Origin of the sequence: Micromonospora sp. NPDC092111 (assembly GCF_044755745.1) — a bacterium.
GTDB lineage: Bacteria > Actinomycetota > Actinomycetes > Mycobacteriales > Micromonosporaceae > Micromonospora.
The window spans coordinates 1,298,751-1,320,843 of the sequence record NZ_JBIVRQ010000001.1; the positions used below are offsets into that span (position 1 = coordinate 1,298,751).

Sequence of the window (22,093 nt, forward strand, 5' to 3'; positions counted from 1 at the left end):
AGGGGGAGTCGGAGGCGTCGGCGTGACCGCAGGACAATAGACTCGCTCCGGTCACCGCGCGTCATCCGCACCGCGACGGCGCGGCCGGCACACCCAGACGCAGCAGCACCGCCACGAAGGGGGCACCGATGGCCGCCATCTCCCGCGAGGAGGTCGCGCACCTCGCGCGACTGTCGCGGCTCGCCGTCACCGAGGAGGAGCTGGACACCTTCGCCGGCCAGCTCGACGTGATCCTCCAGTCGGTCGCCCAGGTGGGCGAGGTCACCGCGGCGGACATCCCGCCGACCTCCCACTCGGTGCCGCTGACCAACGTGCTCCGCGAGGACGTGGTGGTGCCCGGGTTGACCCCGCAGGAGGCGCTGTCGGGTGCGCCCGACGCCGAGGAGCAGCGGTTCCGCGTCCCGCGGATCCTGGACGAGGACGTGGCGGCATGAGTGACCTGACCAGAATGACCGCGACCCAGCTCGCCGGGCTCGTCGCCGCCGGCGAGACCTCGGCCGTCGAGGTGACCCGGGCCCACCTGGACCGGATCGCCGAGGTGGACGGCCGGGTCAACGCGTTCCTGCACGTCGACACCGAGGGCGCGCTGGCCGCCGCCCGCGCGGTGGACGAGCGCCGGGCCGCCGGCGAGGAGCTGGGCCCGCTGGCCGGCGTGCCGGTGGCGGTGAAGGACGTGCTCGCCACGAAGGGCGTGCCGACCACCGTCGGCTCGAAGATCCTGGAGGGGTGGCGTCCGCCGTACGACGCGACGATCGTGCAGCGGCTGCGCGAGGCCGGCACGGTGATGCTCGGCAAGACCAACATGGACGAGTTCGCGATGGGCTCCTCCACCGAATACTCCGCGTACGGCCCGACCCACAACCCGTGGGACACCGACCGGATCCCGGGCGGCTCCGGTGGCGGCAGCGCCGCCGCGCTGGCCGCGTACGAGGCGCCGCTGGCGATCGGCTCCGACACCGGCGGCTCGATCCGCCAGCCCGGCGCGGTCACCGGCACCGTCGGCGCGAAGCCCACCTACGGCGGGACCTCCCGGTACGGCCTGGTCGCGTTCTCCTCGTCGCTGGACACCCCCGGCCCGTGCGCCCGTACGGTGCTCGACGCGGCACTGCTGCACCAGGTCATCGGCGGGCACGACCCCCGGGACTCGACCTCGATCCCGCAGCCGGTGCCGGACGTGGTGGCCGCCGCCCGGCGGGGTGCCACCGGCGACCTGACCGGGGTCCGGCTCGGCATCGTCAAGGAGTTCACCGGCGACGGCGCGGAGCCGGGCGTGATGGCCGCGTTCCGCGAGTCGGTGGACACCCTGGCGAAGCTGGGTGCCGAGATCGTCGAGATCTCCTGCCCGCACTTCCGGTACGCGTTGCCGGCGTACTACCTGATCGCGCCGAGCGAGTGCTCCTCCAACCTGGCCCGCTTCGACGGCGTCCGGTTCGGCCTGCGGGTCGGCGACGACGGCAACCGGTCGCTGGAGGAGGTCATGTCGCTGACCCGCGAGGCCGGCTTCGGCCCCGAGGTCAAGCGGCGCATCATGGTCGGCACGTACGCGCTCTCCTCCGGTTACTACGACGCCTACTACGGCCAGGCGCAGAAGGTGCGTACCCTGATCACCCGCGACTTCACCGCGGCGTTCGAGCAGGTCGACGCGCTGATCTCGCCCACCACGCCGTTCGTGGCGTTCCCGATCGGGGCGCGCACCGCCGACCCGTACCAGATGTACCTGGCGGACCTGTACACCATCCCGACGAACCTGTACGGCGGTCCCGGCATCTCGGTGCCGTGCGGCCTCTCCGCGGGGCTGCCCGTCGGATTGCAGGTGATGGCCCCGACGATGGCGGACGACCGGATGTACCGGGTGGCCGCCGCGCTGGAGTCCGCGGTCGGCACGTTCACCCCACCGGCACTGTGAGGCAGGCGGGATGCTCACGCGAATCGAGATCGACGGCTTCAAGTCGTTCCGCGACTTCTCGTTGGACATCCCGCCCTTTCTCGTGATCATCGGACGGAACGCGGCGGGCAAGTCGAACCTCTTCGACGCCATCCAGTTCCTGAGCAGGCTGGCCGGTGATCCCGTCCTGGAAGCCGCCCAGCACATGCGGGGTGACGTCGCGGACCTCTTCCACAAGCACACCGACGGCACGTCGCTGGAGGTGATGTCGTTCGCGGTCGAGGTGTTGCTGGATCGCTCGGTCACCGATGCCTTCGGTGACACCGCTGAGGTCAACCACTCGCGGCTCCGTTACGAGCTCACCATCGAACTTCGGTCGATGGGTAGCAGCGGGACGCAGCGCCCGTACGTCATCAGTGAGTCGGTGCGGCGAATCCGGCGCGCGGGCGACACCTGGATGGAGAGGTTCACCGCGGAGCAGCGACGGCGGTTGGCGGTCTACCGGCCGGGTGCCGATCCGTTGGAGACCGAGCAGGACGACCAAGGGCGGCCGGTCTTCAGCATCAGGCAGCAGGGCAACCAGGGGCGGAAGCGCAGGCTTCCGGCCACGGCGGCCACGGCCACGGTGCTGTCCAGCCTGACGACCGCCACCGACTTTCCGCTGCTCTATGCGCTCAAGCGGGAGATGCAGTCATGGCGGCTGCTGCACCTCGACCCGAGCGCACTGCGGGCCCCGGACTCGTACGACGATCCGGACAGCCTGTCCGCCAACGGCGGACACCTTGCCAACACCCTCCGCCGGTTGGCGGACGAGACAGGTAGCCCGGACCGACCCGAGGGTGCTCTGAACGATCTCTCGGCCGATCTGGCTGCCGTCATTCCCGGGGTTGTCCGGGTGCGGTTGACCGAGGACGACGCGCGTCGGCAACGCCAGGTGGAGGTGGTCACCCGAGAGGAGGCCCCGTTCTCGGCCCGGTTGGCCTCCGACGGCACCCTCCGGGCGATCGCGCTGCTGGCGGCGCTCTACGATCCGCGCGGCGCGGGGCTCATCTGCTTCGAGGAGCCGGAGAACGGCATCTTCCCGCAGCGCTTGGCGCAGTTCGTCAGATACCTCAGGAGCCTGGTCGAACGGGCGTTGGCAGCCGGCAATGAGGGCACCGCGCTGACTCAGTTGGTGCTGAGCAGCCATTCGCCGGCGATCCTGCGGGCGCTGGAGCCCGCGCAGGAACCTGTGCGGTCCGACGCGGTGTTCATGGACGTGGTGAGCCGGGTCCAACGCGGCAGGGCGCGTAGCCGGGTCAGCCGTCGGCGGTCGATCGCCGGTGCGCAGCAGCTCACGATCGACGATGCGCTGGACGCCGGCAGCGTGGTGAGCCCACGGGAGATCGCCGAGTTCGAGGTGATGGCGGAGTTGGACGGCTGATGCGGTATCTCACCTCCGCGCTGGTGTCCGAGGGCGTCACCGACGACCAATTCCTGCCTAGGCTGCTGGCCAGGGCACTGACTGAGATCTGCCAATCGGAGTTCGAGGACGCGGTCGAGGTTGCCGACGTCCAGCCCCTGCGCGACCGAAAGGGTCCGTGTTCGACGACGGATGTGATCAGGCTCGTCGAGCAGAATCCCGCCAGTTTCTCGCTCATCTTCTTCCACCACGACCAGGGTGCCAGCGCAGACCGGGTCGCCGCCGAGTGGCTGCGCCCGCTGCGGCACCTGTGGGGAGATCGAGCGGAGCAATTGATCGCCGTGGTGCCGGTCCGCGAGACGGAGGCCTGGCTGTTGACCGACGGCGACGCTCTACGCACCGCGCTCGGCGTCCGGTGGACGGATGCGGAGATGGGGTTGCCCCCGCAGCCGAGACGCGTGGAGCGCATCGCCGACCCCAAGAAGGTGCTCAACGACATCATGGGCCGGGTCAGTCGTTCCACCACCGATCACTTCGGCCAACTGGGTGAGTTGGTCTCCCTGGCCAGACTCGATGATGTTCCGGCCTACCGGCAGTGGTGGTCCGATACACGTGACGCGTTGACCCGGCTGGGTTACCGGCGAGCCTGACCATCGGCGAGGGGATCGAAACCCGGGGGTGGGGCGGCCAGGCAACCCCATTAGGCTGGACGGGTTCTGTCCGGATCGCGCCTGGAGCGTCTCATGACCACGACACTGCCCGCGTACGACGAGGTCGTTGCGCGTTACGAACCGGTGATCGGCCTGGAGACCCACGTCGAGCTGGGCACGAACACCAAGATGTTCTGCGGCTGCCCGACCGACTTCGGCGGCGAGCCGAACACCCGGGTCTGCCCGGTCTGCCTGGGCCTGCCCGGGTCGCTGCCGGTGGCCAACAAGGCGGCCATCGAGGCGACCATCCGGATCGGCCTGGCGCTGAACTGCTCCATCGCGCAGTGGTGCCGGTTCGCCCGGAAGAACTACTTCTACCCGGACATGCCGAAGAACTTCCAGATCAGCCAGTACGACGAGCCGCTGTGCGTCGACGGCTACCTGGACGTCGAGGTGAACGGCGAGCTGGTGCGGATCGGCATCGAGCGGGTGCACCTGGAGGAGGACACCGGCAAGACGCTGCACGTCGGCGGGGCCACCGGCCGGATCCAGGGCGCGACCGAGTCGCTGGTCGACTACAACCGGGCCGGCATCCCGCTGGTCGAGATCGTCACCAAGCCGGTCCCCGGCATCGGCGCGCTCGCCCCCGAGGTGGCCAAGGCGTACGTCGCCGAGCTGCGGGACGTGCTCCGCTCGCTGGGCGTCTCCGACGTACGGATGGAGGAGGGTTCGCTGCGCTGCGACGTCAACACCTCCCTCAACCTGCCCGGCCAGGAGTGGGGCACCCGCACCGAGACCAAGAACGTCAACTCGCTGCGGTCGGTCGAGCGGGCGGTCCGCTCCGAGATGCTGCGCCAGGCGGCGGTGCTCGACGCGGGCGGCCGGATCACCCAGGAGACCCGGCACTTCCACGAGGACACCGGGGACACCACTCCGGGTCGGTCCAAGGAGACCGCCACCGACTACCGGTACTTCCCGGAGCCGGACCTGGTGCCGCTCGCGCCCGACACCGACTGGGTGGCGGAGCTGAAGGCCGCCCTGCCGGAGCTGCCCCGGCTGCACCGCCGCCGGCTCCAGCAGGAGTGGGGCCTGTCCGAGGCGGACATGCAGTCGGTGCTCAACGCCGGCGCGGTCGAGCTGATCGAGGCCACCGTCGCCGCCGGGGCGACCCCGGCCGCCGCCCGCAAGTGGTGGCTGGGCGAGCTGTCCCGGCGGGCCAACGAGACCGGCGTGGAGCTGGCCGACGTCGGGGCCACCCCGGCCCAGGTCGCCGAGCTCCAGGGCCTGGTCGACGCCGGTAAGCTCAACGACAAGCTGGCCCGTACCGTGCTGGAGGGCGTGGTCGACGGCGAGGGCTCGCCGACCGAGATCATGGCCAACCGGGGCCTGGAGGTCGTCTCCGACACCGGCGCGCTCACCGCCGCCGTCGACGAGGCGATCGCCGCCAACCCGGGCATCGCCGAGAAGGTCCGCAGTGGCAAGGTCGCCGCGGCCGGCGCGCTGGTCGGGGCGGTCATGAAGACCACCCGGGGCCAGGCCGACGCGAAGACGGTCCGCGACCTGATCCTGGAGCGCCTCGGCGTCCAGGGCTGAACCACCCGGGGGAGGCCGCCGTCGTGACCGACGGTGGCCTCCCGCCTTCTCCGAGTACGCGCGACCCGCGCCACCCGGCAGGTGGTCGCCTCGGTCAGCGGGTCGGGCTGGGTGACACCGACTCCGGGCCGCCCCGGGTGGGGGTCGCCGTCACCGGGACGTCGGCGCCCTTCGCCGGCTCCTGGATCACGTGCCGTTCCAGGTTGACCTGCGCCTGGCCGGTGCCGCCGACGGTGATGTCGTCGTACGCCTGGAGCAGTTTCTGCTGGTCGAAGTAGAGCACCGTCATCGACAGCGGGGTGGGTTTCTCGCCCTCCAGGCCACGCAGCCCGGCGCCGCCGGTGGAGCCCTCCACCATGAGCTGGGTGGGCTGCTTGCCAGGCACCTGCGGCAGCTTCGAGACCTGCCGGGCGTGGGTGTGCCCGGCGAGCACCAGCGGGCAGGTGCCGGAGAGCGGCCCGGCCGAGGCCGGATCGTGCACCAGCGCGATGTTCACCGGCGTCGGCGCGCTCGTCACCGTGGCGGCGAGCTGTTCGCCCGCGCCGATGACCTGGTCGGCGACCTGCTTGGTGAGCCCGCTGCCGGCCGGTGAGGTCTCCTTGTCCGGGGTGAACCGGGGGTCACCGATGCCGGCGATGGTCAGCCCCGCCACCGTGGTGGTCGAGTTGTTCAGTACGACCGCGTTCGGTTGTCGGGCCACCACCGCGGCCGTCCGGGGTGAGTCGTGGTTGCCCCGGATGTAGACGTACGGCTTCTTGAGCAGGCCGATCGAGCCGACGTACGACGCCTCCGGCTCCGAGCCCCAGTCGGTCAGGTCGCCGGTGTCGATCACCACGTCGATGCCGAACTGCTCCACCACGGTGCGGATGAGCTGCCAGCCGGTCGGGTTGAGGTGCATGTCGGAGACGTGCAGCACCCGGGTGGTGCCCGGTGCCGGCTCGTAGACCGGCAGCGCCGAGACCGTCGTGTAGAGCTGGCTGACGTTGCCGACCAGCCGCTGCAACTGCTCGGCGTAGCGGGTGTAGTCGTTGGCGATCCGCCGGGCGTCGCCGACGATCGCCGGGGCGTTGACCAGCAGCCCCTCGTACCGTGGCTCCTCGATGGCCTGGGGGCGGATGGTGCCCACGGCGAGCCCGAGACTGCCGGCGGTGACCGCCAGCGCAAGCCCGCCGGCCCAGGCGGTGCGCCGGGTGTCCCGGAAGACCAGCGCGGCCAGCAGCAGGGTGACCAGCACCGCCGCGCCGAGGGTACGCAGCCCGAGCCGCATCACCCCGTTGCGTACGTCCTCCACCGCCGACTGGCTGGCCCGGCTGATGCTCGCCGGGTCGTCGATCAGCGCCTCGGTCTTGCGCTGGTCCAACGCGCCCAGCCCGACCGTCAGGTGGGTGGGGCCGTCGTGGCTGTTGAGCTGGAGCGCGCCCAGCGGCGGGATGTCGACGGTGGTGCTGCCCTGGACGGCCGGGGCGAGGGTCAGGTCGGCCCGGAACGGGCCGATGTCGGTGCTGACCCGGCCGCCGGCGAACACCCCGATGACCGTGCCGGCCAGGCCGACCAGCAGCACCGCGAGCACCACGCCGACCCGGCGGACGACCCCCGCCCGGCCGTCGCGTCGCCAGCGCCGCTCACGCCGGGCCGGGGCGTCGTGCCCGGTCCCGCGCTGCTCGTTCTCCTGACCGTCCATGCTGAGATTCTGACCTGCCCTGTGAGAGATCCTGGCAAACCCGGCGGACGGGCGGCCGATCCGCCCGGTACGTGCCCCGGTGTCCGGCCGCGCCGACCGGCCCGGCGGCGGTCAGCTCCGGCCGGCACCGCCGTCGGCGAAGACCAGCCGCAGCAGCCGGTCGTCCTCGGGCACCGGCTGGCCCCGCCCGTCGTGGTTGGAGGTGGCGACCCAGAGCGAGCCGTCCGGGGCGGGGGTGACCGCCCGCAGCCGGCCGTACCTGCCGGTGAGCAGTTCCCGGGGCTGGCCGAGCACGGTGCCGATGTCGGTCAGCTCCACCAGCCAGAGCCGTTCGCCGCGCAGGCAGGCGGCGACCAGCAGCCGGCCGGTCGTGGCCAGCCCGGAACAGGACGCCTCGGTGGTACGCCACTGCACGATCGGGTCGACGAACCGCTTGTCCCCGGCCTGCCCCTCCACCGTCGGCCAACCGTAGTTCGCGCCCCGGTCGATCCGGTTGATCTCGTCCCAGGTGTTCTGGCCGAACTCGGTGGCGTACATCCGCTTGGCGGCGTCCCACGCCATGCCCTGCACGTTGCGGTGCCCCAGCGACCAGACCGGCGAGTTCGGGAACGGGTTGCCCGGGGCCGGCTTGCCGGCCGGGGTGATCCGCAGGATCTTGCCGGCCAGGCTGGCCCGGTCCTGCGCCGCGTCCCGGTCGCCGGCGTCACCGGTGCTGACGTAGAGCTGCCCGTCCGGTCCGAAGGCGAGCCCACCGCCGTCGTGGTTGCCCGCCTTCGGGATGCCGGTCAGGATCGGGGTCGGGACGCCGCCCAGCTCCAGCCGGGCCACCCGGTTGTCCCGCTCGGTGGTGTAGTAGACGAAGACCGACCGGTCCTCCGCGTACGACGGGGAGACGGCGATGCCGAGCAGCCCCGCCTCACCGGCCGCCGCCACCCCCGGCACGGTCTGCACCAGGGTGACCTTCAGCCCCTCCGGGCCGGACTCCGGCCCGACCTTGAGGATCCGGCCGCTGTCCCGCTCGGTGACCAGCGCGGCCCCGTCCGGCAGGAAGTCGATGGCCCACGGCACCCGCAGCCCCGTGGCCAGCACCGTCGCCACCACCTGCTGCTCGGGGGCGCTCGCCGACGTCGACGGGGTCGGCAGGTTGGGCGGCTCGCCGGCCGGGTCGGGCTCCGGCGGGCCGAGACTGCACCCGGCCAGCAGCAGCGCGGTGCCGGAGGTCGCCAGGGCCGCGCGGACGCGGCCGGCGCGGGGAATCGGGGGACGGGCCTTCACCCGCCCCAGCCTAGCCCGCGAAGCCGAACCCGCCGGCCCACCGACGCCGGCCGACCGGTCCGTGGACGGCTCAGCGGGCCCGCACGGCCAGTAGCGCCACGTCGTCCTCGCGCCGCTGCTCGGTGCCGAGCAGCAGGTCACACAGCTCGGCCGCGGGCCGGACGCCGGCGGCGGCGACCCGGTCCCGCAGCTCCGCCATCCCCTCGTCGATCGGCTGGTCCCGGCGTTCCACCAGCCCGTCGGTGTAGAGCAGCAGGGTGTCGCCGGGGGCGAGGAGCACCTCCCGGCCGGTGCGCGGCACGGGCCGGGCCAGCCCCAGCAGCGGCTCCCGCCGGCCGTCGAGGAACCCGACCGTGCCGTTGGCCGTGACCAGCAGCGGCGCCGGGTGGCCGGCGTTGCACCAGGTGACCGTCACCCCGCCGGCCGGGTCGGGTCGCAGCCGGGCCAGCACCGCCGTGGCGGCCGTCGGGATGCGCAGCCCGGAGATGGTGGCGTCCAGCCGGGCCATCAGCTCGTCGACCGGGTCGTCGCGGCCGTACGCGTTGCCCCGGACCAGGTTGCGGAGCTGGCCCATGGTCGCTGCGGCCTCGATGTCGTGACCGGCCACGTCGCCGATCGCCGCGACCAGGTCGCCGTCGGGCTGGACGAAGGCGTCGTACCAGTCGCCGCCCACCTCCACCCGGTCGGCCGCCGGCTGGTAGCGGGCCACCAGCTCCACCCACCGGCTCGCCGGCAGCCGGGGGAGCATGCTGTGCTGGAGCACCTCGGCGACGTGCCGCTGCTCGCCGTAGATCCAGCCGTTGCCGACCGCCTGCCCGGCACGGCGGCCGATCTCCCGGGCGGTGCCCAGGTCGGTGTCGTCGAAGGCGCGCCGACCCGGGCCGTTGATCAGGGTGACCACGCCCATCGGGGTGCCCTGGCCGGGGGCCGGCACCGGCACGGTCAGGTGGGAGGCGAAGCCCAGCCGCCCGGCGAGCGCCACCAGCTCCGGTTCGGTGCTGGCCCGCCGTACGTCGGCCAGGTCGGCGGCGCTGCGCAGCACCGGCTGCCCGGTCCGCAACACCGTCCGGGTGATCGACTCGGGGCCGAGCCGGGTGGCCGCCAACTCGCCGAACCGGGCCACGTCGGCGGCGCGCGCCGGGTCCCGGTGCACGGCGGTGACCCGCCGGGGCGTGCCCGCCCGGTCGACCAGGGTCACCAGGGCCCAGTCGGCCAGCAGCGGCACCACCGCGTCGGCCAGCCGACCCACGGCCGTCTCCACGTCGAGCGTGCCGGACAGCGTCTCGCTCAGCGCGGCCAGCAGGTTGAGCCGGTCGTGCGCCTCCTCGACCCGCCGCCGGGCCACCTCGGCGCCGTCCAGCGCGATCCGTAGCCGCAGCTCGGACGAGCAGGCCGCGGCCAGGTCCGCCAGCGTCCGTAGCTGGGCCGGGGACCATGCCCGGGGCTTGCTGTCGATCGCACAGAGCGAGCCGAGCACCCGGCCGTCCAGGTCGGTCAGCGGGATGCCGGCGTACGCGACGACCCCCAACTCCGGCACGGCCAGGTTGTCCCGTACCCGGGGGTGGAGCCGGGCGTCCGGGAGCACCATCGGGATCTCGGTGTCGACCACGTGCTGGCAGAACGAGTGGCTCAGCGGGGTCTGCCGGCGGCCGGCCCACGGCTCGGGCAGCCCGACCGCGCCGGGAAAGAACTGCCGGGTCTCGCTGACCAGGGAGACCAGCGCCACCGGCACGTCGAGCAGGTCGCTCACCAGCCGGGCGAAGCGGTCGAACGCCTCGTCCGGTGCGGCGTCCAGGCCGGTGTCGGCCAGTGACCGTAGCCGGACCGGGTCGGCCAGCGCGGCGATGTCGACGGCGGGCCGTGCGGAGGGCTCGGTCATCGACCACCTGTCTGCCGTCGTACCGGACGCCGTGCGACGTTCCGATCCTCGGTTATACCTGCCTGCTCCGGTTGTCGCCCACGGACGTGGGCGGCGTCGCCCACCGGGTGGTCGGTGGCCGGCCCGCCGGGTCGGTCCGCCGACGGACCGCTATCGTCGGCACGCGTGAAGGTATGGATTCCGCACCCCGCCGGTGTCGAGCTGCTCGGGCAGGTGCCGGCCGGTGTCACGGTGCAGCCGTGGACGGACCCGGCGTCCCCACCCGCCGACCCGGCGGACGTCCGGTTCTGGGTGCCGCCGTTCCTCTCCGCCGGGGACACCACCGCGATGCTGGACCGGCTGCCGGACCTGGCGGTGGTGCAGCTCCTCTCCGCCGGCGCGGACGCCTGGATCGGCCGGGTGCCGGCCGGGGTGACCCTGTGCGACGCGCGGGGCGTGCACGACGCCGGCACCGCCGAGTGGGTGGTCGCCGCGATCCTCGCCCAGCTTCGGAGCTTCCCCGCGATGGCCCGCGCGCAGGCCCGGCGGGAGTGGGCGTACGACCGGGTCGTCCCGACCGACGAGCTGACCGGCAAGCGGGTGCTGATCGTGGGTGCCGGCTCGATCGGCGCGGCGGTCCGGGCCCGGCTGGCCCCGTTCGACGTCACCTTCACCCTGGTCGCCCGGACGGCCCGCCCGGCGCAGGGGGTGCACGCGGTGGCCGAGCTGCCCCGGCTGCTGCCCGACGCCGACGTGGTGGTGCTGCTGGTGCCGCTGACCGACGCCACCCGGGGGCTGGTCGACGCCGCCTTCCTGGCCGCCATGCCGGACGGGGCGCTGCTGGTCAACGCCGCCCGGGGCCCGGTGGCGGACACCGCCGCGCTGGTCGCCGAGCTGACCTCCGGCCGGCTGCGGGCCGCGTTGGACGTCACCGACCCGGAGCCGCTGCCCGCCGAGCATCCGCTGTGGGAGTTGCCGAACGTGCTGCTCACCCCGCACGTCGCCGGCTCGGTACGCGGGCTGCTGCCCCGGGCGTACCGGCTGGTGGGGGAGCAGGTACGCCGGTTCGCCGCCGGAGAGCCGCTGGTCAACGCGGTGGTGGACGGGTACTGACGCCGGGGCGCGGCGTCGGGTTCAGTGGCCGTCCGGCAGGGCCTGCCCGGTGATCGACACCAGCCGGGGCAGGTCCGCACCGCGGACCGCGGGGAGCGGAACCTGCTGACCGTCGGCGAGTCGGGCGACGGCCCGGCCGCGCGGGTCGGTGGCCAGCTCGACGACCTGCTCCCAGGGGATCCGCCGGCCGCCGGCCAGGGCGCGTAGCCGCAGCTCACGCGGGTCGGCGTCGGTGCCGGCCCGCCACGCCCAGACGGCGATCGCGAGCGGGACCAGCAGCACCGGCAGCAGGTACCCCCGGGCGGTGGCCAGCGGCAGCGCGCCGATGGTGGCGACGACGGCGGCGACCAGGATGGCCTGGTTGTGCCGGAAGCGGATGGTGTCGGCGCGACTCACCTCCCGATGATCCCACCCCGGCCCGGGGCGGCTCCGGCCGGGCGGCCGACGGTGCCGGAGAGCACGGGTCGGTGACGCGGGTCACGGGCCGGGGGCGTAACCGCAGGGTCGGTCACTCGTTGGCGGGAATGGTGCGCCGCATGTCGTCCGAGGCGTCGCGCGGCACCACGGCATTACGGCACCACGGCACCACGGCACCACGGCACCACGGCATCACGGCATCACGGCATCACCGCAGCATCGCACCGCCGCACCGCCCCGTGTCCCCCTCACGAAGGCGACCGCCGTGCCACTCGCGTACCCCGTCCGTCGTCCACCGGTCCCGGTGGTCGCGGTCCTCGCGCTGGCCGCGTCACTGGTCAGTGCCGCCCTGGCCGGTGCCCTCCCGCCGCTGGCGGCCACCACGCTCGCCGGTGCCGCCGGGTGCGCCCTGGCGAGCCTGCGGCTGTCCCGGCTGGCCGCCGCCGGGGGACAGGACCGGCAGGCCCCGCACCGCCGTCGGGCCGCCGCCCTGCTCGACGTCGCGGTGGCGGTGGTCGGGATGACCGTGGCCGTGCTGCCGCTGGCGGCGGTGGTGCGGCGGACCGAGGTGGTGGCGGTCGGGCTCGGTGCGGCCACCGTGGCCTACGGCATCGGCCTGCTCCTGCTCCCCGGCCACTCCCGGTTGGCATCCCGGGCGCGGCTGCGCCGGACCGTCGACACCCTCGGGCTCGGCACCGCCCTGCTCTTCGCCGGTTGGGTGCTCCTCCCACCGGGGCCGGTGCCACCGGTGGTCCGGCTGGTCAGCGTGGTCGGCGCGGGCGGGCTGGCCGGGCTCCTGGTGGGCGCGCTGGCCGACCGGCGTCGCCGTCCCGGGGCGGCGCTCTGCCGGGTCGGGGCGGCGGCGGTGCTGCTCGGCCTGGCCGACCTGGTGGTACTGCTGGACTACCGCGCGCCGGAGTCGGCGCTGCTGACCGCCGTGCCGCCGCTGGTCGGCGGGGCGCTGCTCACCGCCGCCGGGATGACCCGGGTCTCGGCCGGCGACGCGCGGGGTGGCCCCGGCCAGCCCTCGGCCTGGCCCCGGGTCACCGCGCCGGCGGCGGTCGCCACCGGCGCCGCGCTCTGCCACCTGGCGTTCGTCGGCAGTTTCACCCCGACCGCCGTCCTGCTCGGGCTCGCGGTGATCCCGTCGCTGGTCGGCCGTGAGCTGATCTCGGCGGCGGACAACCGGCAGTGGGCGCGGCGGCTGGCCGCCCGGGAGGCGCACTTCCGGACGCTGGTCTCCGGCGGTCGCGACCTGATCCTGCTGCTCGACGACGAACTGCGGGTGCGCTGGCTCTCGGCGGCCGGCGAGCGCTGGTTCGGGCTGCGCGACGACGAGGTGTGCGGGCTGCCGCTGGCCGACCTGCTGCACCCGGACGACGTGCCGGACACCCTGGCCCGGCTCGCCGCGCCACCGTCCGACGGGGCGCCGCCACTGCTGGTGGCCCGGATGCGCGGCGGTGACGGCGGCTGGCGGGAGACCGAGTCGACGGTGAGCGACCAGCGTGGGGTGCCCGAGGTGGACGCGGTGGTGCTGCACGTGCGCGACGTCGGGGAGCGCCGCCGGCTGGAGCGCGAACTGCGCCGGGTCGCCGCCACCGACCCGCTCACCGGCCTGGCCAACCGGCGGGAGCTGCTGCGGGTGCTGGCCGAGCGGCGCGGCGCGCCGGGTGCGCTGCTCCTGCTCGACGTGCACGGCCTCGGTCCGGTCAACGACGGCCCCGGCCCGGTGGTGGGGGACGCGGTGCTGATCACTGCCGCCCGTCGGCTGCGGGACGTGGTCGGCCCGCGCAGTCTGGTCGCCCGGGTGTCCGGGGAGGAGTTCGCGGTGGTCACCGACGCCGGTCCGGTGCCGGCGTACGGGCTGGGCGGGCGGCTGGTGGCCGTGTTGACCGAGCCCTGCCCGGTGCCCGGCACCATGGTCCGGCTGCGGGTCAGCGTCGGCCTGGCCGAGCTGGCCGGGGCGGGGCCGGAGGACGCGCTGCGCCAGGCCGACCTGGCCCGACGCCGGGCCGTCCAGCTCGGCCGGGACCGGGTCGAGTGGTACGACGCCTACCTGGAGGAACAGTTGGTCCGCCGGCTCGACCTGGAACGTGAGCTGCCCGGTGCGGCGGCGCGGGGCGAGCTGGACCTGGTCTACCAGCCGGTGCTGGCGCTGGCCGACCGACGGCCGGTCGGCACCGAGGCGTTGCTGCGCTGGCGCAGTCCGGTGCTCGGCACCGTCCTGCCGGCCGAGCTGCTGCCGGTCGCCGAGGACCTGGGCCTGGTCGGCGAGGTGGGCCGCTGGGTGCTGGACCGGGCTTGCCGGCAGCTCGCCGACTGGTCGACCGGTGGCCGGGAGCTGTGGATGGCGGTCAACGTGACCCCGGGCGAGCTGACCGCGCCGGATTTCCTGGCCCGGGTGGTCGCCGTCCTGGCCGGGCACGGCGTGCCGGCGGACCGGCTGGTGGTGGAGGTCGGCGAGCCGAGGCTCGGCGCGGACCTGTCGACCGTGGTGGCCCGGCTGGCGGGGCTGCGGTCCCTCGGGGTGCGCACCGCGCTGGACGACTTCCGGGTCGAGCACGCCTCCCTGGCCCAGCTCCGCCGGCTGCCGATCGACCTGCTGAAGGTGCCGCCGCCCCCGGTCATGGTGGACGAACCGGCCCGGCCGCTGATCGACGTGGTGGTCGGTCTCGAGGAGCGGCTGGGGTTGACCGTGGTGGTGGAGCAGATGGAGCACGAGCCGGACGTGGACCGGGCGGTCCGGGCCGGCTGCCGGTACGGGCAGGGTTTCGCGCTGGCCCGCCCGGCCACCGCCGAGCGGGTCGAGGCGTACTTCGAGGGGTTTCCCTCGGCGTCCCGGTGAGCGGACCGTGGCTCACCGGATGCTGAACCGGTTCACCTTGCTCGGGGTGGGGCGGTGCTGCCGCGCGGGGTCAGGTGGGCCGTCTCGTCCTGGAGGCCGGACACCGGCTCGCCGGCGATGACGGCGAGGAGCTGGCGGGCCGCGTGTGCGCCGTAGGCGGGGATGTCCCGGCCGAGCGCGGTCAGTGGCGGGTGCACGAGCTGGCACAGCGGGGAGTCGTCCCAGGCGACGATGGAGAGGTCGCCGGGGACGGCGAGGCCCATCTCCTGCGCCACCGAGAGGCCGGCTATCGCCATCACGTCGTTGTCGTAGATCACCGCGGTGGGGCGCTGGGCGGAGCTGAGCAGCCGGCGGGTGGCCCGGGCGCCCTCCTCGCCGGTGTAGTCGGACCAGACGGTGACCGCGTCGGTCAGCCCGAGCCGCCGGCACACCTCGGCGAAGGCGTCGGTGCGGATCTCGGTGTGCAGCAGGGACGGCAGCCCGCCGACCCGGGCGATCTTCCGGTGGCCGAGCGCCACCAGGTACTCGACGGTCTCCGCCAGTGCCGCCGCGTCGTCGGACCAGACGCTGGCCAGCGTGCCGGTGTGCCCCGGCCCGCCGATCACCACCGCCGGTAGCTGCAACTCCTCCAGGGCGGGCACCCGGATGTCGTCGGTGCGCAGGTCGCAGACGAAGACGCCGTCCACCCGACGCTCGGCCCACCAGCGCCGGTACACCGCGATCTCCGCCTCCTGGTCGGCCACCACCTGGAGGGTCAGCGCGTACGACCGGGCGGAGAGTTCCGCCTCGACGCCGCTGATCAGTTCCATGAAGAACGGTTCGATGCCCAGTATCCGGGCTGGCCGGCACAGGGCCAGGCCGACCGCGTTGGCGGTGGCCCCGGAGAGCGCGCGGGCGGCGCTGCTCGGACTGAAGCCGATCTCGGCGGCGATGGCCAGGATGCGCTGTCGGGTGGCCTCCGAGACGCCCGGTTGCCCGTTGAGCGCGTACGACACCGCGCCCTTGGACACTCCGGCGCGCCGGGCGACGTCGGCGATGGTCGGCCGCTTCACCGGCGTGCTCCTCCACTTTCTCGCGGCCTGTGCAGGCCGGTCCCACGGGGCCGGGGGTGACCGGCGGGCCTCACGCTACCGGTGCGACCGCCGGACGGTTTCCCCGGCCGTGGTCGGCGTACGCCGTCGGGCCGACCGGTTACTTGCGCGGTTAAGCGTACGGCCTGAGACGGTAGTCGAGGTCGCCCTGGTGCTCGTCATTTTGCGCGGGAGAGCGCTTCACCACGCATGGTCGCGCTCCCAGAGGCGCCCTGAGGTTACCGGAGGGGCTCAGTGTTAACCGGCCGTTGACAGTGTCGGGGTCGGCCCGTACGGTGGCCTCACTTATCCGGTTCAGTCAACGTCTCTCGATGTCGGGAGCGTTCCCATGGTGGCGCGGAGGATGGCATGAAACGGTCCTGGACCCACTGGGCCCGCGCGGCGGCGGCGGGCGCCGTCGGCCTGATGATGGTCGCTGGATGCAGCGGCAAGAGCACCACCGACTCCGCCGACGGGGGCGGCCAGGTCACTCTCAAGATCAATTTCTGGGGCGACTTCGGTCTCCAGGACCTGAAGGTCAAGTACGAGGCCGAGCACCCCAACGTCAAGATCCAGCTCAACTCGGGCGAGTACAACGCCCAGCACGAGGACCTGCAGAAGAAGCTCGTCGCCGGCTCGGGCGCCGCGGACATCGCGGCGATCGACGAGGGCTTCATGGTCCAGTTCCGCAGCCAGTCCGACAAGTTCGTCAACCTGCTGGACAAGGGCGCCGGCTCGTACGAGAGCAAGTACCTGCCCTGGAAGTGGAAGCAGTCGCTGTCGGCCGACGGCAAGACCCAGATCGGCCTCGGCACCGACGTCGGCGGCCTGGCCATGTGCTACCGGACCGACCTGTTCAAGGCCGCCGGGCTGCCCACCGAGCGCGACCAGGTCTCCGCCCTCTGGCCCACCTGGGACAAGTTCATCGAGGTCGGCCAGCGGTACACCGGCCAGACCAACAAGAAGTTCCTCGACTCCGGCACCAACCTGTTCAACCCGATCCTCGGCCAGCAGCAGGTCGGCTTCTACAACGAGCAGGAACAACTCCAGATGGAGGGTGGCCCGAAGGTCGCCTTCGACTACACGATCAAGGCGATCCAGGCCGGGCTCTCGGCCAACCTGGCCAGCTTCCAGGCCGACTGGGACAAGGGCTTCACCGCCGGCTCGTTCGCCGTCCTCGCCTGCCCGGCGTGGATGCTCGGCCACATCAAGGACACCGCGCCCGGCACCGAGGGCAAGTGGGACATCGCCGCCGTGCCCGGCGGCGGCGGCAACTGGGGCGGCTCGTTCCTGACCGTGCCCAAGCAGGGCAAGCACGTCGACGAGGCGTACAAGCTGGTGGAGTGGCTGGTCCAGCCGGCGCAGCAGATCGAGATCTTCAAGAAGGTCGGCAACCTGCCGTCCCAACCGGCGCTCTACGCCGACCCGGCGATCGCCGAGTTCAAGAACCCGTTCTTCACCGACGCGCCGGTCGGGCAGATCTTCCCGAAGATGGCACAGGGGCTGACCCCGCAGTACCTGGGCAAGAAGAACGGCCCGACCCGGGTCGCGGTCGAGAACGTCATCACCCGGGTGCAGAACAAGACCCTCAAGCCGGACGCCGCCTGGGCGGAGGCGGTCAAGGAGGCCGAGAAGGCCGGCACGTCCTGACCTACCGGTGGGCGGTGGCGGAGCGGACCGACGCTCCGCCACCGTCCCGGTCGGTCCGCGCCGGGCGAGGCCCGCCCGGGGCGACCTCCGCGAAGTCCCGCCCCCGCCGTAACGTCACCTCTTCGGCCCTGGAGTGTGTCCCATGCCCACCACCCGTGCCGCGCCCGCGCCGTCGGGCCGCCGAGCCGCGCCGGGGCGCGGCGGCTCCGGACCCGACGAGCGGCGGCTCACCTGGCGCAACCGGCTGCACCGCTTCGACATGCGCTACATGCCGTACCTGATGATCGCCCCGTTCTTCCTGCTCTTCATCGTCTTCGGGCTCTTCCCGCTGGCCTTCAACGGCGTGGTGTCGCTGCGCAACTACCGCCTGGACGACCCGACGCTGCCGTACTGGGCCGGCGTCGAGAACTTCACCCGGCTCCTCGGCGACGAGGACTTCTGGAACGCGCTCTACAACACCTTCGGCATCTTCCTGCTGTCGTCGGTGCCGCAACTCCTGCTCGCCCTGCTCGTCGCCTCCGTGCTCAACCGCAAGCTGCGCGCGCAGACCTGGTGGCGGGTCAGCATCCTGCTGCCGTACGTCACCCCGATCGTCGCCTCGACGATGGTCTTCAGCGCCTTCTTCTCCCGCAGCTACGGCATGGCCAACTGGCTGCTCGCCAGCGTCGGCATCGGCGGGACCGGCGACGCCGCGATCGACTGGCGGGCCGACAAGCCGCACTCCTGGATCGCCATCGCCACGATGGTCAACTGGAAGTGGATCGGCTACAACGCCCTGCTCTACCTGGCCGCCATGCAGTCCATCCCGCGCGACGTCTACGAGGCCGCGGCGATCGACGGCGCCGGGCCGTGGAAGCAGCTCTGGCGGATCACCGTGCCGATGATCCAGCCGGTCGTCGTCTTCACCGTCGTGCTGTCCACCATCGGCGGTCTCCAGCTCTTCACCGAGCCGATGCTCTTCGACCTCAACGCGCAGGCCGCGACCGGCGGGCCGGACGGCGAGTGGCAGACCATCGCGCAGCTCATCTACAAGGTCGGCTGGAAGGACCTCAACCTCGGCTACGCCGCCGCGATGTCCTGGGCGCTCTTCGTGATCATCCTGCTCGTGGCCGGCATCAACACGCTGCTGACGAACCGCCTCTCCGGAGGCCGCCGGTGAACGCGAGGAACGCGGCGCAGCGGAGCCCCGCCGCCGCGAACGAGAGGAGGCCCGGATGACCGCCGTCGCCCCGCCGCGCCCCACCGCCCCGGCGCGCCGCAACCGGCCCACCCTGCTGGGCCGGGCACCGCAGGACACCCCGGCCGGGCTCTGGACGTACCTGATGCTGGCGGTGACGTTCCTGCTCGGCGCGTTCCCGCTGTACTGGATGTTCGTCATCGCCACCAGCAGCGACGAGGCGCTGGCGAAGCTCCCGCCGGCCGTCGTCCCCGGCGACCGGTTCATGACCAACGTCGACGAGGTCTTCTCCCTACAGGACGTCTACTTCGCCGCCTCGCTGGTCAACAGCGTCATCGTCGCCACCGTGGTGACCGCCTCGGTGCTCTTCTTCTGCTCGCTGGCCGGGTTCGCCTTCGCCAAGCTGCGGTTCAAGGGCAGCCGGGCGCTGATGCTCTTCGTGGTGCTCACCCTGACCGTGCCCAACCAGCTCGGCATCGTGGCGCTCTACATCGTGATGGGCAAGCTGGGCTGGAACGGCACCCTGCTCGCCGTCATCGCGCCCGGCCTGGTCACCGCGTTCGGCGTGTTCTACATGCGCCAGTTCATCGTCAACACCGTCCCCGACGAACTGGTCGAGTCGGCCCGGGTCGACGGGGCCACCACGATGCGGGTCTACTGGAACATCGTGCTGCCGGCGATCCGCCCGGCCCTGGCGGTGCTCGGCCTGCTCACCTTCGTGGCCACCTGGAACGACTTCCAGTGGCCGCTGATCACGCTCAGCGGCACCGACTTCCCCACCTCGATGGTGGCCATCTCCGACCTGGCCAGCGGCAACTACGTCATCTACCGCCGGGTGCTGGCCGGCGCGTTCGTCGCCACCGTGCCGCTGCTGGTCATGCTCTTCGTCGGCGGCCGGCAGATCGTCCGAGGAATCATGGAAGGCGCGGTGAAGTCGTGACCCACCAGGCGTTGCACCAGGGCTGGCAGTTGCGGGCGGTACCGGGGCCGCAGGTGCCGGGCGAGGTCGCCGGCCGGGAGGTGCCCGCCACCGTACCCGGCTGCGTGCACACCGACCTGCTCGCCGCCGGCCTGATCCCCGACCCCTACCTCGACGACAACGAGACGACGCTGACCTGGATCGGCCGTACCGACTGGGAGTACGAGACCACCTTCGTCCACCAGCCCGGCGACGACGACCGGTTCGACCTGGTCTGCGCGGGGCTGGACACGGTCGCCACGGTCACCCTCAACGGCACCGAGGTGGGCCGCACCGAGAACATGCACCGGTCGTACCGGTTCGACGTGCGGTCGCTGCTACGGCCCGGGGCGAACACGCTCGCCGTCCGGTTCGACTCGGCGTACCGCTACGCGGAGGGACAGCGGGACCGGCTCGGCGACCGGCCCAACGCCTACCCGGAGCCGTTCCAGTTCATCCGGAAGATGGCCTGCAACTTCGGCTGGGACTGGGGGCCGACGGTGGTCACCGCCGGGATCTGGCAGGAGATCGGGCTGCACGCCTGGTCCACCGCCCGGCTCGGCACCGTCCGTCCGGTGGTGACGGTCGCCGACGGCGAGGGGCGGGTCGCGCTGCACGTCGAGGTCGAGCGGGCCGCCGACGTGCCGCTGACCGTCCGGGCCGAGGTCGCCGGCGTGGCCGGCGAGGTGACGGTCCCGGCGGGGCAGCGCACCGCCGTGCTGACCCTCACCGTCGCCGACCCCGAGCTGTGGTGGCCCCGGGGGTACGGCGGGCAGCCGCTGCACCCGCTGGCGGTCACCCTGCGGACGGCGGACGGCCACACCCTGGACGCCTGGTCCCGCCGGATCGGGTTCCGGTCGGTACGCCTGGACACCACCCCCGACGCCCACGGCACCCCGTTCACCCTGCACGTCAACGACGTGCCGGTGGTGGTCCGGGGGGTCAACTGGATCCCTGACGACGCCTTCCCGACCCGGATCACCCGGGACCGGCTGGCCCGCCGGCTCACCCAGGCCGCCGACGCCAACATCAACCTGCTCCGGGTCTGGGGCGGCGGCCGGTACGAGTCGGCGGACTTCTACGAGTTGGCCGACGAGCGGGGCCTACTGGTCCAGCAGGACTTCCTCTTCGCCTGCGCGGCCTACCCGGAGGAAGAGCCGTTCGGCACGGAGGTCGAGGCGGAGGCGCGCGAGCAGGTGACCCGGCTGGCCGGCCACCCGTCGCTGGTGCTGTGGACCGGCAACAACGAGAACATCTGGGGCTGGCACGACTGGGACTGGCAGGAACCGTTGGCCGGGCGCACCTGGGGACGGGGCTACTACCTGGACCTGCTGCCCCGGGTCGTCGGCGAACTGGACCCGACCCGACCGTACTGGCCGGGCAGCCCGTGGTCGGGCACCGAGGCGATCCACCCCAACGACCCGGCGCACGGCACCACCCACATCTGGGACGTCTGGAACACCGACGACTACACCAGGTACCGCGAGTACGTCCCCCGGTTCGTCGCCGAGTTCGGCTACCAGGCGCCCCCGGCGTACGCGACGCTGCGCCGGGCGCTCAGCGACCAGCCCCTCGCGCACGACTCACCCGGGATGGCCCACCACCAGAAGGCCACCGACGGGGACGCGAAGCTCCAGCGCGGGCTCGACGCCCACCTGCCCGTCCCGGCCGACTTCGACGACTGGCACTACCTGACCCAGCTCAACCAGGCCAGGGCGATCCAGCTCGGGGTGGAGCACTTCCGGTCCCACCGGGACGTCTGCACCGGCACCATCGTCTGGCAGCTCAACGACTGCTGGCCGGTCACCTCGTGGGCCGCGATCGACGGCGACGGTCGCCGCAAGCCCCTGTGGTACGCGCTGCGCCGGGCGTACGCCGACCGGCTGCTCACCGTCCAGCCCCGCGACGGCGGGCTGGCCCTGGTGGCGGTGAACGAGACCGGTACGCCGTGGCGGTCCCCGGCGACGGTGACCCGGTCGACCCTGGCCGGCGAGCCACGGGCGAAGACGTCGTACCGCCTCGACGTGCCGGCGTACTCGGCGGTGACGCTGGCGCTGCCGGCGGACCTGGCCGGGCCGGAGGAGGCTCGCCGGGAGTTGCTGGTCGCCGAGGCCGGCGACACGGCCGAGCGGGCGCTGTGGTTCTTCGCCGAGGACCGGGACACACAGTGGCCGGCGGCCCACTACGACGCGGCGGTGGAGCCGACCGACGGTGGGCAGCGGGTCCGGGTCACCGCCCGCACGGTGCTGCGCGACCTGACCCTCTTCCCGGACCGGCTCGACCCGGCCGCCGAGGTCGACGCGGCCCTGGTCACCCTGCTGCCGGGGGAGTCGGCCACCTTCACGGTGACCAGTGGTGCGCCGCTGGACGCGGCGGCGCTGACCAGCCGTCCGGTACTGCGCTGCGTCAACGACATCACCCGGACGCGCTGAGCACGGGTCCCTCCTCCCACTCGGCGGGTGGGAGGAGGGGACCCCGGCCTGCTGCTGACGGATCGCCATGCCGGCGAAATCGCGGTG

Annotated in this window: 16 protein-coding genes; 11 read left to right on the plus strand and 5 right to left on the minus strand. The window is 73.0% G+C overall.

All coding sequences use genetic code 11. The features are described 5' to 3' along the window. The first annotated feature begins 128 nt into the window (after window positions 1-128). The 5 genes from gatC (at window position 129) to gatB (ending at window position 5,530) form a co-directional block, all read left to right on the plus strand. Entirely contained in the window at window positions 129-434 is a 306-nt protein-coding gene (gene gatC / locus ACIQG9_RS05580; RefSeq protein ID WP_400398671.1) for an Asp-tRNA(Asn)/Glu-tRNA(Gln) amidotransferase subunit GatC, read from the plus strand. Next, window positions 431-1,906: an Asp-tRNA(Asn)/Glu-tRNA(Gln) amidotransferase subunit GatA gene (gene gatA / locus ACIQG9_RS05585; protein ID WP_400398672.1), complete on the plus strand. Its 1,476-nt coding sequence runs from the start codon at window positions 431-433 to the stop codon at window positions 1,904-1,906. The genes gatC and gatA overlap by 4 nt, the downstream gene beginning before the upstream one ends. Window positions 1,907-1,916: 10 nt before the next feature. Beyond that, window positions 1,917-3,308 (plus strand): AAA family ATPase, encoded by a 1,392-nt coding sequence (locus ACIQG9_RS05590; RefSeq protein ID WP_400398673.1) that lies wholly within the window; start codon window positions 1,917-1,919, stop codon window positions 3,306-3,308. After that, a complete protein-coding gene (locus ACIQG9_RS05595; protein WP_400398674.1) occupies window positions 3,308-3,937 on the plus strand; it encodes a DUF4276 family protein in 630 nt (209 codons plus the stop codon). Before ACIQG9_RS05590 ends, ACIQG9_RS05595 begins: the two co-directional genes overlap by 1 nt. A 93-nt stretch (window positions 3,938-4,030) precedes the next feature. Further along, window positions 4,031-5,530, plus strand: a complete 1,500-nt coding sequence (gene gatB / locus ACIQG9_RS05600; protein WP_400398675.1) for an Asp-tRNA(Asn)/Glu-tRNA(Gln) amidotransferase subunit GatB — start codon at window positions 4,031-4,033, stop codon at window positions 5,528-5,530. A 94-nt stretch (window positions 5,531-5,624) separates the two neighbouring features. Here gatB and ACIQG9_RS05605 read toward each other — a convergent pair whose 3' ends face one another. From ACIQG9_RS05605 to ACIQG9_RS05615, 3 genes are all read right to left on the minus strand, one after another. Beyond that, a complete protein-coding gene (locus tag ACIQG9_RS05605) occupies window positions 5,625-7,211 on the minus strand; it encodes a metallophosphoesterase (protein ID WP_400398676.1) in 1,587 nt (528 codons plus the stop codon). Between the two features lie 111 nt (window positions 7,212-7,322). Continuing rightward, window positions 7,323-8,486: a PQQ-dependent sugar dehydrogenase gene (locus tag ACIQG9_RS05610; RefSeq protein WP_400398677.1), complete on the minus strand. Its 1,164-nt coding sequence runs from the start codon at window positions 8,484-8,486 to the stop codon at window positions 7,323-7,325. A 70-nt stretch (window positions 8,487-8,556) separates the two neighbouring features. Continuing rightward, entirely contained in the window at window positions 8,557-10,365 is a 1,809-nt protein-coding gene (locus ACIQG9_RS05615) for a GAF domain-containing SpoIIE family protein phosphatase (protein WP_400398678.1), read from the minus strand. A 165-nt stretch (window positions 10,366-10,530) separates the two neighbouring features. Between ACIQG9_RS05615 and ACIQG9_RS05620 the strand changes: the two genes are divergently transcribed. Next, entirely contained in the window at window positions 10,531-11,457 is a 927-nt protein-coding gene (locus ACIQG9_RS05620) for a 2-hydroxyacid dehydrogenase (RefSeq protein WP_400398679.1), read from the plus strand. A gap of 21 nt (window positions 11,458-11,478) precedes the next feature. Here the strand turns inward: ACIQG9_RS05620 and ACIQG9_RS05625 are convergent, their stop codons facing one another. Beyond that, a complete protein-coding gene (locus ACIQG9_RS05625) occupies window positions 11,479-11,853 on the minus strand; it encodes a PH domain-containing protein (RefSeq protein ID WP_400398680.1) in 375 nt (124 codons plus the stop codon). A 286-nt stretch (window positions 11,854-12,139) separates the two neighbouring features. On the opposite strand from ACIQG9_RS05625, the gene ACIQG9_RS05630 reads away from it, so the two are divergent. Next, on the plus strand, window positions 12,140-14,719 hold the full coding sequence (locus ACIQG9_RS05630; protein ID WP_400398681.1) for a putative bifunctional diguanylate cyclase/phosphodiesterase: 2,580 nt from the start codon (window positions 12,140-12,142) through the stop codon (window positions 14,717-14,719). A gap of 32 nt (window positions 14,720-14,751) precedes the next feature. On the opposite strand, the gene ACIQG9_RS05635 is transcribed toward ACIQG9_RS05630, so the two are convergent. After that, complete coding sequence (locus tag ACIQG9_RS05635; protein WP_400398682.1) at window positions 14,752-15,771, minus strand: LacI family DNA-binding transcriptional regulator; 1,020 nt, start codon at window positions 15,769-15,771, stop codon at window positions 14,752-14,754. A 387-nt stretch (window positions 15,772-16,158) separates the two neighbouring features. Between ACIQG9_RS05635 and ACIQG9_RS05640 the strand changes: the two genes are divergently transcribed. The 4 genes from ACIQG9_RS05640 (at window position 16,159) to ACIQG9_RS05655 (ending at window position 22,006) form a co-directional block, all read left to right on the plus strand. Beyond that, window positions 16,159-17,439, plus strand: coding sequence for an ABC transporter substrate-binding protein (locus ACIQG9_RS05640; RefSeq protein WP_400398683.1), 1,281 nt, complete (start codon window positions 16,159-16,161; stop codon window positions 17,437-17,439). Window positions 17,440-17,581: 142 nt separating this feature from the next. Continuing rightward, window positions 17,582-18,598: a carbohydrate ABC transporter permease gene (locus ACIQG9_RS05645; RefSeq protein ID WP_400398684.1), complete on the plus strand. Its 1,017-nt coding sequence runs from the start codon at window positions 17,582-17,584 to the stop codon at window positions 18,596-18,598. Window positions 18,599-18,653: 55 nt separating this feature from the next. Beyond that, a complete protein-coding gene (locus ACIQG9_RS05650) occupies window positions 18,654-19,556 on the plus strand; it encodes a carbohydrate ABC transporter permease (protein ID WP_400398685.1) in 903 nt (300 codons plus the stop codon). After that, window positions 19,553-22,006, plus strand: coding sequence for a glycoside hydrolase family 2 protein (locus tag ACIQG9_RS05655; protein ID WP_400398686.1), 2,454 nt, complete (start codon window positions 19,553-19,555; stop codon window positions 22,004-22,006). Before ACIQG9_RS05650 ends, ACIQG9_RS05655 begins: the two co-directional genes overlap by 4 nt. The last annotated feature ends 87 nt before the right edge of the window (window positions 22,007-22,093 follow it).